Raw genomic sequence first — 14,791 nt, forward strand, 5'->3', positions numbered from 1 at the left:
TAGTGCCATTGGCAGTCTCAGTTTTGGTTTCTTCAACGTCTTTTGAGACATCGTCGACCTTGTTGCCAACTTGATCGACTTTTGAACTTGTATCATTACCTTGCTGAATGATTGACTTCTTAGTTTCAGTTCCCAGAACTACTTCAGTGTATTTCTTAGAAATAGCATCAAATTTGTAACTCAATATCTTACTTACAACTTCAACGTTTGGTAATTGAACATGTACTTTATCCCAAATACCAATATGCTGAAGTTTTTTGAACTGTTCATATTCTTTCGTATCACCAAGATGCTTGAACTTAATCTTGATATTAATTTGAGGTTTATCAAAGTTGTTAACTTCGAAGTCCTCTTTAGCTAACCGTCTTAATTCTGCATACGCATCTTCAAGTGGTAATGCATCGTCTTGATCAACAGTTGAGTTTTCAGAGATGGCTTTAACATCTTTGTACTCAACTTTTTTAATTTTGATGTGAGAATAATCATTGATATTTGGAGAATCAACATACTTTTCAGGAATCATCAAACCATCAAATCCATATGGCATAATTCTTGTAACGATTTGTTGATAATCAATATCATAGTCATATCCTGTTAAATTCTTACCATGTTTGATTTTGTATCCATTATCAATACCTGAATCTTTCAGAAACTTAACATCATAGCCATCACGAATGATCTCGCCACCCCAACGACTGATGAATGAATTGTCTTTGCCTGTATCAAGCAACATCTCAACAGGATTCATTCGAACAATTCTTGCGTTGGCAACTTTTCCAATATCAGAACTGAATCTGAACTTACTTGGGTATTGCATTGTTGAGTTCAATTTATTCATAACTGCCGTGCCTGTGAGGTTGACTAGGTTAGTGTCTTCGATGAAGTTATCAGCTAAATCATAGAACAAGTGATTACATTGCACTTCTAAGTACCCGATATGTTCGACAATATCGTAAATTCTGAATGGTTGATTACCGTGAGGTGTTGGTACAACGACGATCATATTGCCTTCGATTAACTTTGAATACTTTCCTGAAGACAAGTATTCAAAATCGAAAGTGAATAATCCATTCTTAACTTCCTGAACCGAGTTCTCAGTAATCGCATTATCAAGAATCGCGACACCGTTTGTTTTTAATTGTTCTTCAGTAGCATCTTGAGGAAAAAGTTTGATCATAGGTATCTCTCCCTCATCTGAATTTCAATTGTGTCAAAATCTCCGTTTACTAGAATCAAATTATCTTTTGGTTTTAATTCAGGAAATTCCCCTGTCATGGATAATCCATAATTCGTATCATCCTTGTAAATTTCCTGAACGTCTGAATCAATGATGATGTTCTCTTCTGGAAGATCTAATGCGACCACAGTGTCATTAACTGTGATGGTTCCTTTACCTTTTCCCAGAATCTTAATTCTAGGAAGTGACTTGTACGTTCCTTTATTAATTATCATTTCTGAATCAGTTACTTTGATAGTCTGATCGGCAACGATGTATTCGAATGGATCACAGTAAAATTTCACATCAAACTTGCCGTACTCAGCGATGTCATTCTCAATATCATCAATCTCAACTCGCTTAACTTTACGATACACAAAGTCATCTTTGAAGTAATACTTCTTAGCATTGAACAGCCATGCTTTTACGAATCTTAATTGACTTTTGATATTGAAGTCTTCCAAAATATTGAACTCAATAGTCTGTTCAACATCTTTAATATATTGAAGTCTATTAACACTGCCATCCCTACCATCAATATAAGTTGATTCAAAATCATATTCAGGAGATGAAATCTTTGGCCGTGTTGCGACAGATACCAACATATCTTTGTCTTCAATTCCATCGATCACAATCGTTGAACATGCCATTTAATCACACTCCCCTTATTCCAAAGTTTTTCTTAATTCCAATATTTCCAAGATATCTATCCAACTTATCGATCATGTAATCTGAATCGGCAGGACTAGCAATATTATTTGTCATATTTAAGTTCAAATATGTAGTATTACTATTCTCAACTCGTTCAGTAGTAGCAGCGGCAATTTGATTACCGATAGCAGCAAGGTTCTTTTCATTTAATGGCAAGATAGCTTCACGACCAGCTTCTCCACCGACTTGAGCAACACCATTGTTCATTCCAAACATGGTTGGTTGCGTCATGATTCCACCTTTTGCATGCCATTTAACTGATAAGTGAGGAACTGTCTTCTTCTTCAAATCAAAACTACCTGAAATACTAAAGTAAGGCATTGCAGGTAAATGAATTTTTGGAATACTCAAATGCATCCCTGAGAAAAATCCTTTGATTGCATCAACAATTCCAGAGATTTTACTTTTGGCTGCTTCAACTGGTGTAGTCATTGCTGACTTGATTCCATTCCAAACTGAAGTAGTAACCGACTTGATTCCATTCCATCCATTAGTAACTACTGATTTAACAGCATTTACCACTGAACTCGTTACCGATTTAATTCCATTCCAAACATTAGTGATCACAGATTTAATTCCGTTCCAAACAGAACTTGTAACTGACTTGATTCCATTCCATGCGTTTGTGATTACAGATTTAACACCATTAAATACACTGGTGGCAGTTGACTTGATTCCATTCCAAACATTCGTAACTACTGATTTAATAGCATTCCAAACATTCGAAGTCACTGTTTTAATTGCATTCCAGATTGTGCTGAAGAATGCAGATAGTGCATTAAACACTGTTGTTGCAACACTCTTAATGCCATTCCAAACGGAACTCAGGAATGAACTAATTGCGCCCCAAACACTTTGTGCAACACTGGAAATTCCATTCCACAAACTTACAAAGAAGTCTGCAATTGGCTGCCAGATTGGTTGTGTCAATGCAACGATAGCTTGCCATGCAAAGGTCAACCATGAAGTGATAAATGTCCAAACTCCCTCGATGACGGATTGAATAGTCATGAATATCAAGGTAAAGACATCAACCAATGTTCCCCAAACAGTTGATGCAATATTCACTATGTTCGTCCAAAGATTGGTTAGAAAATCAGCAATTGGTTGCCAGACGGCCATTACAGTTGTAGAAATGCTATTCCAAAGATTGCTAAAGAAGTCCACCAACCCTTGCCAAATTCCTGAAGCTGTATCAACAATTCCTTGCCATATATTACTTAGAAAATCGACAATACCATTCCAGATATTCTCGGTAGATTCTTTGATCTGATCCCAGTGAGTAACCACATATGCAACAATTACAGCAACGGCTGCCGCAATGACTACTCCAATTGCAACTACTCCTGCAACTACTGCTCCAAACGCTAAGGCTATGGTTCCAATAACAGATGCAATAGTTCCTAATACTGCAAGAACGGGTCCAATGGCTGCGGCAATTGCAATTAGTGCTAGAACAAAATCTTGAGTTGGCTTACTTGCATTCTTGAATTTGTTAGCTAAATCAGCTACTACTTTCAGAACAGGTTTCAAAGCATCAAGAACACTGCTAAGTGCGTCCATTAAAGGACCACCAAATTCAATGCCCAAGTCAGTAACCTTGTTCTTTAGAATTTGAAGTTTTGATGCAAAAGTTTCATGTCTCTTTTGTGCTTCATTCGTTAAGGCTGTATTCTTCTTCCAGCCTTCAGCTGAAATGTCCAACGCCTTCGACAACGTTCCACTCGATCCTGACAGACGAAGTAACGTATCAATCTCTTGAGTTGAGTTAATTCCCATGTCTTTAAGAACACCTGTAACGTCTTTACCAGACTTCTTAGCTTTGCCAAGTCCTTCAACGAACTTAACAATTGCACCAGATGCATCAGTTTGCCATTGCTTCTTAAATTTCTCAGAACTCATTCCTGAGATCTTCGCGAACTTGTCCAAGGCATCCCCACCACCAGATACAGCAGTGTTCATCTTTTGCATTACACGTGACATGGCACCACCACCAGCTTCGGCGTTAATACCAACGGAACTCATAGCAGCAGCCAAACCTGTAATTTGTGATTCTGTTAATCCGACCTGATGACCAGTACCTGCTAAACGAAGCGACATCTCAACGATATCTGATTCAGTAGTAGCCATATTATTACCAAGATTAACGATTGAAGAACCCAACCGATCGAAGTTCTTTTGTGGCATCCCTGTAATGTTGGCCAACTTGGCAAGTGCTGTAGCAGCATCTTCAGATGACATGTTTGTCGCTTCACCCATCTCGATCATGGTTTTGGTAAACGACATAACATTCTGTGTCTTGATTCCTAATTGACCAGCGGCTTCAGCAACATGAGATATTTCTGTAGTAGTAGCAGGAATAGTCTTTGCCATACTCCTGATACTTTTTTCCAGATCAGCATATGAAATCTTAACTTTACCGTTTGAGTCTTTAACTTCATCAACGGTCTTCTTAACACCTGTAAATGCTGAATCAAAATCACTAGCAGCTTTAACGGATGCGGCAACACCGGCAACGATTGGAGCAGTAACTCCCATTGTCATTCCCTTACCGATTGAAGTTAACTTTCCACCAAACGACTTCATTGAATTACCAAAATTCTGTAACTTGTCATTTGATTGAGCTAAAGAATTGGCGAACTCCTGATGTGCTTTTTTTGCATCAAGCAACTTGCCATTTAATTCCTGAACTTCCTGAGAATTCTCACCATATTCTTGCTTAGCAAGTGATAATTGCTTATCTAAATTCTTGACCTGTTCAGCAGTGGCCTGCTCTTGCTTAGCAAAGTATTGTTTTGCTAACTTAGCTTTTTCAGATGCGGTTGCATTCTTACCAAGACTAGCGACCTGTAAGTCATACTCTTTTCTTAAATTCTCAGAACTAGTTTCAAGCGATTTCTGCTCAGTACCTAAAGTCTTCAATGCGGCTTGACGTTTTTCAGAGGCTTTAGCAGCTTCACTTTCAGCTTGAGTAGCAGCTTTTAATTTTGTGTTTGTACCCTCAATTTGATTTTTGAGTGATTCTTCCTGCTTTTGTGCACTTAAAAGTTTGTTAGTCCAAACACGAGTTTCTTCTGAATTCTCTCCTGTTGCCTGCTTAACTTTGTTCAATGCTTCAGCAGTGATCTGAGTTTTACTTCTAGCCAATTCATACTGAGAATTTAACTTAGTAAGTTGTGCTTCCAACTTTTGTGATTCAGATGAAGTGTTTCTCATCTGCTCTTTTTGTACTGCGAACTGCTTGTTCAGAGTTGTGATAGCATTACCATTCTCACGAAGTGCTGACTTAAATTGAGAATTAATTAATTTATATTCAAGTTGAATCTCTTTATTTGCCCTTAGATGACCTCCTTTCTTATGAATTCATGAAGCTTTCAATTGCAACTTTGTTAATGAACAATTTGTTTAGTTGATCCACTGTCCAATCTTCGGCAAAACTTGGATCTAAACCTACAAAAAAAACGTAGAAGCTGTACAAGTCTTCTACGTCTTGGATGATTATTTTTGGTTGTTTCTTTTTGTCTTGCCTTTTGATTTTTTTGTTGCTCGTTTAAAACTTTGAGCCAACTTAGCATCAGCTTTTGCAGTTCCTCCAACCATCTGTGCAAGAATGTCGCCAAGTAATTCAAAATCTAAATCAATCTTTGATTCAAATTCATCCTTAGTCATGTGATCATCCTTATTAGCATTGATATATGCCAGCCATGCAGCATTCATCAAATAAGGTTCCATAATCTCAGGTTTGTCCTCAGCACCAACGAATGCCTGAAGTAATGATTTAGGCAATTCATCTTTTGCTTGAAAGTCGCGAAGTGTCTTCAATGTGATTCTTGGTTTGATAGAAACTTCCGTGCCATCATTCAATGTAATTTTGTCAGTCATTATTTTCCTCCTAAACTCCCTCATCGACAGCGCCTGCTACTACTAATTCAGGTGTGAATGCTGTTAACCACTTATCAGCCAATGCGGTATCAATTGCATCGCTACCTGTAGTCAATGCTTCGTAATAGAACTTGCTATTTGAATCTTTCATGGCAATGAATGATTGTTCGATTTCAGCAATCTCTTCGCCACCATTTTCAAGTTCCCACTTCAGTCCATCTGAAAATTGCATGTTAGGGAATGCACGTAGCATGTGTTGTTCTTCGTCAAGATCAAGAACTTCGAATGTTAAAATCCCTTTACCTTGACGTGAATCAGTACCATAGGCATAAATACCTTTTTGAAGCCCTTTGTTAGTCAAACCCCAAACTTTACGAAGATTTTCTACAGGGAAATGCCCTGTCCAAGTTCCATTAATTCGTGTAGGGATATCCTTGTGTTCAACTTCGTCACCCTCACACTTTTTAATTACAGTCTTGAGTTCTGTTTCAAGCTCAAGTTTTCCAGTACATCCTAATTTCACAGCGGGTGTAACGAACTTCCCTTCATCCCACCATTGAATCGATGCATTTGTAACTTTATATTCATCAAATGTTGTAAATTTTTCACCAGCCATTTAAATGACCTCCTATTATTTAAGTTCCATCGCTTCTCCAAGTGCCTTCATGACAGCATCGAAAATAAAGTTTGATGCGACATCGCCACCAGTTTCAAAGAACTTCTGAGCAATTGGATTATTCTTGCCAAGTCCATCATTAGGAAATACAAGATACCCAAAACCATTCTTGCCAGTAGCGCCACCTTTTGGAGTTATTTTAAAACCAAGGTTCTGCATCGTTGACTTCAACGGATTTGAACTCTTAGCATGCTTTTTATTTCTATCCGAAACAGGAATGAATTTGATAATATCCTGAATTGCTTCTTTAACTCCTACTGTTCGTAGGACATTATTGACGGCTTCTTCAGAACGTTCTGGAACCTTTGCCATTTCTGTTTCGATTTGTTTTGATTTAGATAAATCTAAGAAGTACTCAGCCATGACTATTCACACGCCTTTATGACATGAACGAATGTCATTGTTGTCATTTTTGTATCCTCATCAGTTTCAGCAAACTTGCCTTCTTCTGAATCTGAGTTTCTAAATATCAAGCGTGCTTTCGTGAGTTGATCACTCAATTGCAAAACGTTGACTTGAGCATTTTCTCTGGTAATGAATGCAAGCGTGAATTCCTGAAGATACTGATTGTGACTATCAGTACCCTTTTCGATTCTTCCTTCTTTTGAATAGATGAAGAACGACTTGTTATCAACAATTTCATCCTTTTCAGCATTAGTACCGAACCACGGATATTGCTGAGCATTCATAATCTCGATGAATTTATCCAAATTCAAAGTGTCATTGAATTTCATTAAGTGATCCTTTCTTCGTCAAATACCAAAACATCGTTTTTCTGTCGTTCGATGGATCAATATTTTTGACTTCGTAATAGTCATTCTTATAAACGACTTTCTGAATATTCTTATCAATTCCATCAATGTAATATGTTTGAACTTTTAAATTAGATGTTTGGTCTTTTCCAATGTCATAGATTTCTGTGTCTTCTTGACGAATCTGTTTGAAGTCAAAAAAAAGAAACCCAGACTCTACAAACTCAAGTCCGACTTTCTCTTTTAATGCGTTTCTTTTTGTTTTGATGGTGCCATAATGTAAAACTCCATCATTAAAATTGCTAAGTTTTCGCTTCATCATGATTCCTCCTAGCAATTCCATTCACTACTTGAAGATTTAAAATATCAGATTTGTAGTCACCTGCAAAAACTTGCCTATATCCATCCCAGTCATAACGACAGTAATTAATAAGCAAGTCATTAGCTAACAATGAAACTTCTGAATCTCCATTAAATTCAACATCTCCAACACGGCTGGTAATAAATGCCATGCCACGTCTTAAAGATTTTTCCAGCGATTTATCACGTTCACTAAAAGTAATTTGTAATTCTGATTTCAAATCATCAAGTAATTCAGTTGTAACTGTATATTCCATTAGTAACCTCCTTTTATTCAGTAGGTACTAAGGCAAGCAAGTCAGCTTTGACTGTTTTGCCAGTATGATCGATTGAATGAGCATCCAACCAATCAGTGATTTCAGCGACAGTTTGCGAATCTGTTGGTTTAGCATCTCCACTCACATCAAATTCGCCATCATTTTCAGACGGCGTATCTATTTTGACGCGTCGTCAGTAGCTTTTGCATCTTCAACATCGCCAATTTTACCAACACGTTGAACATCGGCTTCCTTTTCAAGTTCAGGAATAACGGCTGCTTCCATTGTTGATACATCTGCAACGAAGAATGCATTTTCGTTCTTAGCAACACCCATACCGAAGAATTTAGCAATGAACAAGTCCATATCTTCAATGGCAAGTGTTTGATCGTAGCTCTTCAATTCGACATTGCCTGAAACACCAAGCACATAGTTCTTTGGAACACCAAAGATAATCTTGTCTTCGGGAACGGCATATGATTGAACGATTGTATCGCCTGTTGGCATAGCAATTAAATGCCAGTTATTATTAGCGTCTTGAACTGCTAATTGTGGGAAAATCTTTGACCAATATGTCATAGGATTCATAATTGCACAAATTTGACCGTTGGCTGTCTTAGCCTTTGTTAATGCTGCATGAATTCCTGCAAGTGAAATTGGTTTCAAATCTTTCAATGCAATTGTGTCTTTGTCAGGATATACACCATCGACAGAACCACTCAATTTCTTGATCATACCGATTGGTTGTAACTTACCAGTACCGGCTACAACGGCGGTTTCAAGTGTTGCACTCATTGTTTCTTCCAAAAATGTAATTACATATTGTGATAACACTGATGGTCCAAGTTGGAAGAAACCTTTTGGAACTGCCATGAATCCTGAAAGTTTGCTTGATTCTAGTGACAATACCTTGAATCCATCTTCAAGAATTTGTTTGATATCTGATGGCACCTTATCCCAGAATGCGGTCTTCTTAGTTGGATCAGCATATACAAGTTTCATCAATGCTGTAACAGGTTGTGTATCAATCTCTGATAGTAATGGATGTTCTTCTTGAATTCTTGAAAGTACATCTGTAATAACTGTTTCAGGCAATACTTCATCAAGATTTTCAAATGATTGTTTTTGTGCTGCTTCCGCAAAGAATTTACGTTCAGATGAAGTTAATGGTTTTGTAATGCCACGCGATTCAAGAACCTTTTCATCTGTAATTTCTGCGCCAATTGTATCTAATTCTTCCTTGGCATTATCTGTAATTGAAGTTTGTAATGATGTTGCGAATTCTGCGAATGCATTATCTTGTTCTTCTTTTGAACCATCACGCATTGCCGCAAACATTTGAGCACGTGCTGTATCTAATTCTTTTGTGTTTAAATCTGAATTAATCATATTTATGATTCCCTCTTTCTAAATTAAATTAATAAGTTTTTCTGCAAAACTTTCTTGTGGTTCTTTAATATCTAAATCGATCACAGCTTCTTTTGAGCTATCTTCTGAAGTTGAGGTGTCTTCCTTAGCTTCAGCAGCAATTGGTTCTTTTGAATATTTACTGAATAATCTATTCTTGATATCAGCGTTTGACTCATCTGAATCATCTTCATCAGAATCGTAATCAACAATCTTATCTACGAATCCAAAAGCAAGTGCTTCGTCAGATGTTAAGAACGTTTCAGCATCAAGCAATTCACGCAATTCAGCTTCAGTACCTTTGAATCTTGATTCATAAGTTAAAATCATCGACTTATCCATTGCATTCAGTGATTGAATTACTTTTTCAAAGTCATTGGCATTGCCATATTCCAATGTTGATGCATGATGAACCATCAACTGTGCATTTTTTGGCATAAAAATAGTGTCACCAGCCATTGCGATCAATGAGGCGGCACTTGCGGCGATTGCATCAATATAAACATTCACTGTTTTATCTGATTCTTTTAAAACGTTATAAATTCCGATTCCTTCAAAAGCAATACCACCATAAGAATTGATATGAACGTCAACAGAATCACCATCAATCTGCTCTATAGCTTTCTTAACACCTTTGGCAGTGATAGATTGCTCATCACCAGACCATGGATCAACACCAACCGTTCCATATAAATCAATTCGTCCTGGTTCATCATTTGTCGGATTTACTACGTTCATTATTGTTTTGATTTTCTTCACTATTCTCACCTCCCTCCAGTTCTTGTTCTACAAGACTGTAATTCTTGCTAATAATATGTTGGTTCGCCCAGTCTTCAGCGATTGGTTCGTAATCCATAAAATCCAAGATGTCGTTAACTGACCAAACACCGATACGACTGATAAGTTCAGCAGAACTAGCGATTTTAGTGAGGTCATAATTACGAATCTTGTCAGTTCGAATCTTGCAATAAGTACTTTTAGCAACATTCCTTTTGCCATACATCTTTCGATTGATCTCATCTTCAATCTGCTCAGCAATTGGATTAATGCAAAATGAAATAAAATTGTCAGTCATTCCATCAATATCAGCGGTGTCACCTTTTAACAGACCTCTAGGAATCATAAATGCATCAGCACAAAGATTAATAATGTCATCAACCATTGCTGATATGTCACGAGTTGTCTTATTGGCCGCTGATCCAGAACTCTTACTATTACCAGTTGCATTCAAATCGACTAAATCAAGGCCGTCTTCAAGTGGTGTTACAGAATCATTATCACTAAATACACCTTTCAAACGATTTTCGAACATGTCATCAATCGCATAGTCATACTCTGTTTGCTGAATTCCATCTTTTAGGATTGGATTACCATCGGCATCAACTAACGGCTTGTTCTTCAACTGTTCAAATTGAGTTTCAATATTCAGAGCATATTTAATTGCATTACTTCGATTATAATTTCGAATTGCTCCAGAAAGTAATGTGCCATACTCCACAAACAAGTTGTCAAATAAGGTTTTTACTCGTGAGTTATTCAATTTCAAATGCCAAACTTCATCTTCTAAAAAGCTCGTTTGCATCATGTAATTGCTAATATCAACGTTTGAATAAACATTCGGTTTGAATGCAAACTCCTTAACCGAATATGAATCAGCGACTAGCAATTCCCCTGTGACCCTTGATTGAATCACCAACGCTCCATCTTCGTTCATAACCATTTGATAGATAACCTTATTCCAAAAGTCAGCAGCATTCTGATTCTCATTCGGTTCAACATTCAACTGATACCAGATATCTCCCTTTTCTCTTTTACCTGAGGTCAATGTTTGAAAATCACACTTAACTAAGGCATTTGAAATTCGGTTGATACAAAGTTGAATGGCATATAACTTGAACGCCGTTTTTGTATTAGTTCGATTAATGTAACGATCGAATAGTTCATATTGCTTCTTTCTTAACGCCAATGCCTGTTCATCTTCACTAACTCGCACCGGATCAGATTTAAAAAAGTTAAATATTCCCAATCTAGCACCTCCTTTCTTTAATAAGTTTTATAAATCTCAATAGGTTCTTGTTCTTAATCGACTGTGATATGTTGCAACAGGAACATCAGCCAATTCCCTGAATTGATATGCCGTTAAGAACGCAAAAAAGCCGTCAGTCTTTCGCAACTTAGGTTCTATTTTTGAGTATTCAATATTCCCACGCATATCCCTGTTCTTATAAACATTATTTGTGTACCAGCGCATCATCAAATCATCGCCAACATAGACTAAATTATGATATGCGAACAAGTCATCGATGTTATTTTCAAGTTCAGTATGCGTTTTGATACCAGTTCTCGCTTTCAACAATTCAGGAAATCCATTCTTTGTGAATTCATCTTCAAGATATGTTCGTCTGAACGTATCAGCAGCAACACCTTTGATATCATATTTCTTAGCTTGTGCAAGTACCCAATCAACAATATATTTTGGTTGATTGGTTTCATCATCGATAATGGTTATCAAACCACGCTCTTTTGCAACATCCAGTGGTACTTTATATTTTCTTCCCTGCAATGCTTTGCAATTTATAAGTGAATGATGCTTCCAGTAATACTTTTCTCCAACTTTAAACAGTAATCCTAAACCACAAAAATCCATTGTGTCTGAATAATCAATTCCAACGACGCAAGGTCTACCTGTTAAATCAGGAACATCTTGATTAGTAGCCTTGATATTTTCCCAACTAGCAACAGGCGATTGAGCTTTGGATGCAGGAATATTCATTCGTTTGGTCATGAACTCAATCCGTGCTTGATCTCTGTCTTGAGCTTTTTCAAATTCTGATTCCATTTCATGCTTTAAGTTTGGAAAATATATCAATGATGGATTAGCTTTCTCCCACATCTGCTTGTCTGACCATTCGTCAGGACTATCCAATTTACAGATAAACGGGAACGTTCTTCTGTTTGGTCGTTCGCCATTCAAAATCATCTTTGATTCTTCTTTTAACTGATCCAAGAAACCATCGCGGTTATATCCATCAGTTGTCATGTAGAATCGTCTTGGATAAGGCTTCTTACCAAGTCCAGATGTAAAAACATTGATTGAATCTTCATCTTTATAAGCATGAATTTCATCAAAAAATACCGCACCAGGACGCCCACCATCTTTTGTGTTTGCGTTACTAGTACGGTATTTCAATTTAGAATTAGTTTTCTTAAATTTAATCAGCTTCTTAGTCCATTGAAAGCTCTTTTTGTATCGTCGTTCATCGGCACTCAATAGGTCATGAATCTCATTAAATGAAGTAGTCGCCTGTTCTTCAGACGTTGCAACAACATCAATATCATAATTTTTAACGCCTTGAACAGACATTAATAACCATTCTTCAGCGGACATGAATCCTGTCTTCCCATCACCACGGCCAAGAAGAACTAGGAATTCATCAAACATCAAGCTGCCATCGTCGTAATAAGCACCATGAACGAATGCCAAGATAAACTTTTCCCAAGGAAGTAACTTCCAATCGAAGTGCTTATCAATATTATTCAGAGCTTTATCAATTAAATCTCCTCTAATTACAGCATGTGGATCAGACAATCGCTTTTGTAAGAAGTGCATTAAATCAATTTGTTCTTTGCAGGCAATGATTTTCCCTGACAAAACATCATTCATATAGTTATCAATTGCAGGATGATATTTAATCGAAGTCATCGTCGCTGTCATCATCCCCCTCTAACGTCTCAATGTGTAATTGCTGTAGGATTTTCAACATCTGAGCATTCACTTTTACTAATTCAGATACTGAGTCATTCTTTTTTCGTCCTTTTTGAGTAGCTGAATTAGCCCATTCGATTGAAACGCCACGATCGTGAATATCTGCAATTAATTCATTCTTAATTTTGTAAAAACTAATGTAATCTTCAACCAAGTCCAAGAATGTGGCTGAATCAGAGTTCATTGACTTCAATTGAGAAATAAGTGAGTCCCTCAATTTAGGAACTGTTGTAATAGTCTTCTGAGCCATTTTTGAATAAACCTCCCTTCATGTGAGAATCAATCTGCGTGTTAAGTCTGCATCCTTCCCCGTTGCTTGGTTCCCTAAGGGATTGGCCGTTTGGTTCGACCCGGGGGATTGACTACCAGCGTTCTTGATTCTCAAATTTGTCTTTGTGGAACTCTTGTAATTTTTCAGGATGTTCCATGTTGTGATGCATCCTGCATATTGTTTCAGTATTTTTTAATTCTAATGCAAGCATTGGCTTGTCTCTCACGTGTTCGATGTGATGCACAGTAGTCGAATGAGTATGCTTACCTTGTGTCTTGCATACTTGACACTCGTAATGATCTAACCTAAGTCGTTCATGTCTAACTGATTGCCATTGCTTTGAATGATAGAACTTAATCAATGAATCATCTTTGATCTCAGTTCTTATCTGCTTCAGTATCTCAGGTGTCATCAGGTTCATAGTGACTTGGCATACTCCTTGCACCATATGCTCATCATCTGAGTAACATCATCAATACTTAACTTATGTGGATCAATACCTAACTCATTGAGTTGATCAGCGTTGTGTGACATCTGCATCATGTTACGCATGATAGATACCATAAGTGCTGCGGCTTCTTCATTGCTTACCTGATTCATTGTGAATGAATCAAGGAATGCCTGTTGTATCTCATCAAGGCTCATCTTATTCTTATCAAGATATTCTTTGATATGTTTCTCCTGAATGTTATTCATATGCATCACCTCCTATCTATTTCAGATGTTGGAATCGAACCAACTTAGCAAGGCAAAGGAAACCTGCGAGATACCAACCTCCCATCTGAGTAATCATATACAAAACAAAAGACCAATAGCGATTAAGCTATCAGTCTGGTGTGTGTCCATTATTGGGGAAAATGCCGAGCAGGAGTCGAACCTGCATACTAAGTGATCGTTGGCATCTTTGGCCTACACCATTGTTCTTCCGTTGCAACTATCAGCACCGTAACGTTACTATATGAATTCAAACAACGCGGAGCCGCGTCTGCTAATTCAATTGGATTGACTGGACTTGAACCAGTGCATAACAGAGTCAAAGTCTGTTGCCTTACCAACTTGGCTACAATCCAATGATGGTTTGAGATAGATTCGAACTATCACACCACCTAATACTATCAACCTTTGCGGTAACACGTCTGTCCCCTCATCATCACAATGTCCACTCACGTACGAATAGTGAGCTAAGTTTCACGGTTGATATGTCAGTGATAGGATTCGAACCTATTCAGGCATCGCCACCAGATTTACAGTCTGGCTCAACTCTCCCACTTTGACGCACTGACAATGTGCAGGATATCAACCTGCTGTATGTATGCATATCACTATAAATTGATAGTGTGAGCTGGAATCGAACCAGCATATCAACTAGTATTGCTCTACCATTGAGCTACCACACTTGCCATGACACTCCCGATAGAAGCTATCTATCACTCTTATTTATCCTATGTGACATGATCCCACCCAATTGTGACTTGGATACCAATAGTCTGATA

The 14,791-nt window shown here is 37.5% G+C and carries 17 protein-coding genes and 4 tRNA genes; all 21 read right to left on the reverse strand.

The window, feature by feature from the left end; translation table 11 throughout:
* Positions 1–1,177, reverse strand: a 1,177-nt coding sequence (locus JCM14932_RS07665; RefSeq protein WP_025024364.1) for a phage tail spike protein, incomplete at its 3' end; no start/stop codon positions are given.
* Positions 1,174–1,866, reverse strand: a complete 693-nt coding sequence (locus JCM14932_RS07670; protein ID WP_025024365.1) for a phage tail domain-containing protein — start codon at positions 1,864–1,866, stop codon at positions 1,174–1,176. The genes JCM14932_RS07665 and JCM14932_RS07670, both read right to left, overlap by 4 nt.
* Before the next feature lie 4 nt (positions 1,867–1,870).
* Positions 1,871–5,143 (reverse strand): phage tail tape measure protein, encoded by a 3,273-nt coding sequence (locus tag JCM14932_RS15955; RefSeq protein ID WP_025024366.1) that lies wholly within the window; start codon positions 5,141–5,143, stop codon positions 1,871–1,873.
* Between the two features lie 282 nt (positions 5,144–5,425).
* Entirely contained in the window at positions 5,426–5,809 is a 384-nt protein-coding gene (locus JCM14932_RS07680; protein WP_025024367.1) for a hypothetical protein, read from the reverse strand.
* A gap of 10 nt (positions 5,810–5,819) precedes the next feature.
* Complete coding sequence (locus JCM14932_RS07685) at positions 5,820–6,425, reverse strand: hypothetical protein (protein WP_025024368.1); 606 nt, start codon at positions 6,423–6,425, stop codon at positions 5,820–5,822.
* Positions 6,426–6,440: 15 nt separating this feature from the next.
* Entirely contained in the window at positions 6,441–6,848 is a 408-nt protein-coding gene (locus JCM14932_RS07690; RefSeq protein ID WP_025024369.1) for a hypothetical protein, read from the reverse strand.
* Between the two features lie 2 nt (positions 6,849–6,850).
* The gene (locus tag JCM14932_RS07695; RefSeq protein ID WP_025024370.1) at positions 6,851–7,219 is read right to left on the reverse strand and encodes a hypothetical protein; all 369 of its coding nucleotides are present in this window, start codon (positions 7,217–7,219) and stop codon (positions 6,851–6,853) included.
* Complete coding sequence (locus JCM14932_RS07700) at positions 7,206–7,556, reverse strand: hypothetical protein (protein WP_025024371.1); 351 nt, start codon at positions 7,554–7,556, stop codon at positions 7,206–7,208. Before JCM14932_RS07700 ends, JCM14932_RS07695 begins: the two co-directional genes overlap by 14 nt.
* Positions 7,540–7,854, reverse strand: a complete 315-nt coding sequence (locus tag JCM14932_RS07705; protein ID WP_025024372.1) for a hypothetical protein — start codon at positions 7,852–7,854, stop codon at positions 7,540–7,542. The genes JCM14932_RS07700 and JCM14932_RS07705 overlap by 17 nt, the downstream gene beginning before the upstream one ends.
* Positions 7,855–7,867: 13 nt before the next feature.
* Positions 7,868–7,999, reverse strand: coding sequence for a hypothetical protein (locus JCM14932_RS17435; RefSeq protein ID WP_268870365.1), 132 nt, complete (start codon positions 7,997–7,999; stop codon positions 7,868–7,870).
* A gap of 32 nt (positions 8,000–8,031) precedes the next feature.
* On the reverse strand, positions 8,032–9,243 hold the full coding sequence (locus tag JCM14932_RS14985) for a phage major capsid protein (RefSeq protein WP_034542861.1): 1,212 nt from the start codon (positions 9,241–9,243) through the stop codon (positions 8,032–8,034).
* Between the two features lie 18 nt (positions 9,244–9,261).
* The gene (locus JCM14932_RS07720) at positions 9,262–10,020 is read right to left on the reverse strand and encodes a head maturation protease, ClpP-related (RefSeq protein WP_025024373.1); all 759 of its coding nucleotides are present in this window, start codon (positions 10,018–10,020) and stop codon (positions 9,262–9,264) included.
* Positions 9,974–11,287 carry a phage portal protein gene (locus JCM14932_RS07725; protein WP_025024374.1) on the reverse strand — a complete coding sequence of 438 codons (1,314 nt, stop codon included), beginning with the start codon at positions 11,285–11,287 and terminating at the stop codon, positions 9,974–9,976. Before JCM14932_RS07725 ends, JCM14932_RS07720 begins: the two co-directional genes overlap by 47 nt.
* Before the next feature lie 36 nt (positions 11,288–11,323).
* On the reverse strand, positions 11,324–12,979 hold the full coding sequence (locus JCM14932_RS07730; RefSeq protein WP_081776126.1) for a terminase TerL endonuclease subunit: 1,656 nt from the start codon (positions 12,977–12,979) through the stop codon (positions 11,324–11,326).
* Entirely contained in the window at positions 12,951–13,277 is a 327-nt protein-coding gene (locus JCM14932_RS14990; RefSeq protein ID WP_034542865.1) for a P27 family phage terminase small subunit, read from the reverse strand. The genes JCM14932_RS07730 and JCM14932_RS14990 overlap by 29 nt, the downstream gene beginning before the upstream one ends.
* A gap of 112 nt (positions 13,278–13,389) precedes the next feature.
* Positions 13,390–13,719: an HNH endonuclease gene (locus tag JCM14932_RS07740; RefSeq protein WP_051528093.1), complete on the reverse strand. Its 330-nt coding sequence runs from the start codon at positions 13,717–13,719 to the stop codon at positions 13,390–13,392.
* The gene (locus JCM14932_RS07745) at positions 13,716–13,994 is read right to left on the reverse strand and encodes a hypothetical protein (protein ID WP_025024377.1); all 279 of its coding nucleotides are present in this window, start codon (positions 13,992–13,994) and stop codon (positions 13,716–13,718) included. Before JCM14932_RS07745 ends, JCM14932_RS07740 begins: the two co-directional genes overlap by 4 nt.
* Before the next feature lie 160 nt (positions 13,995–14,154).
* Positions 14,155–14,242, reverse strand: a tRNA-Trp gene (locus tag JCM14932_RS16540).
* A gap of 53 nt (positions 14,243–14,295) precedes the next feature.
* A tRNA-Gln gene (locus JCM14932_RS07750) sits at positions 14,296–14,368 on the reverse strand.
* A gap of 130 nt (positions 14,369–14,498) precedes the next feature.
* Positions 14,499–14,581, reverse strand: a tRNA-Tyr gene (locus tag JCM14932_RS16545).
* A gap of 50 nt (positions 14,582–14,631) precedes the next feature.
* Positions 14,632–14,695: transfer RNA gene (locus tag JCM14932_RS16550), tRNA-OTHER, on the reverse strand.
* Positions 14,696–14,791: the final 96 nt, after the last annotated feature.

The sequence above is a fragment of the Companilactobacillus nodensis DSM 19682 = JCM 14932 = NBRC 107160 genome (assembly GCF_000615905.1).
Taxonomy (GTDB): Bacteria; Bacillota; Bacilli; order Lactobacillales; family Lactobacillaceae; genus Companilactobacillus; species Companilactobacillus nodensis.

What these genes read in the sequence shown, in the direction of transcription:
- JCM14932_RS07680 (WP_025024367.1), bottom strand. Translation starts at nt 5,809, where the DNA reads ATGACTGACAAAATTACATTGAATGATGGCACGGAAGTTTCTATCAAA.
- JCM14932_RS07745 (WP_025024377.1), bottom strand. Translation starts at nt 13,994, where the DNA reads ATGAATAACATTCAGGAGAAACATATCAAAGAATATCTTGATAAGAAT.
- JCM14932_RS07740 (WP_051528093.1), bottom strand. Translation starts at nt 13,719, where the DNA reads ATGAACCTGATGACACCTGAGATACTGAAGCAGATAAGAACTGAGATC.
- JCM14932_RS07730 (WP_081776126.1), bottom strand. Translation starts at nt 12,979, where the DNA reads ATGATGACAGCGACGATGACTTCGATTAAATATCATCCTGCAATTGAT.
- JCM14932_RS14985 (WP_034542861.1), bottom strand. Translation starts at nt 9,243, where the DNA reads ATGATTAATTCAGATTTAAACACAAAAGAATTAGATACAGCACGTGCT.
- JCM14932_RS15955 (WP_025024366.1), bottom strand. Translation starts at nt 5,143, where the DNA reads ATGAGAAACACTTCATCTGAATCACAAAAGTTGGAAGCACAACTTACT.
- JCM14932_RS07695 (WP_025024370.1), bottom strand. Translation starts at nt 7,219, where the DNA reads ATGAAATTCAATGACACTTTGAATTTGGATAAATTCATCGAGATTATG.
- JCM14932_RS07700 (WP_025024371.1), bottom strand. Translation starts at nt 7,556, where the DNA reads ATGAAGCGAAAACTTAGCAATTTTAATGATGGAGTTTTACATTATGGC.
- JCM14932_RS07670 (WP_025024365.1), bottom strand. Translation starts at nt 1,866, where the DNA reads ATGGCATGTTCAACGATTGTGATCGATGGAATTGAAGACAAAGATATG.
- JCM14932_RS07685 (WP_025024368.1), bottom strand. Translation starts at nt 6,425, where the DNA reads ATGGCTGGTGAAAAATTTACAACATTTGATGAATATAAAGTTACAAAT.
- JCM14932_RS07690 (WP_025024369.1), bottom strand. Translation starts at nt 6,848, where the DNA reads ATGGCTGAGTACTTCTTAGATTTATCTAAATCAAAACAAATCGAAACA.
- JCM14932_RS14990 (WP_034542865.1), bottom strand. Translation starts at nt 13,277, where the DNA reads ATGGCTCAGAAGACTATTACAACAGTTCCTAAATTGAGGGACTCACTT.
- JCM14932_RS07705 (WP_025024372.1), bottom strand. Translation starts at nt 7,854, where the DNA reads ATGGAATATACAGTTACAACTGAATTACTTGATGATTTGAAATCAGAA.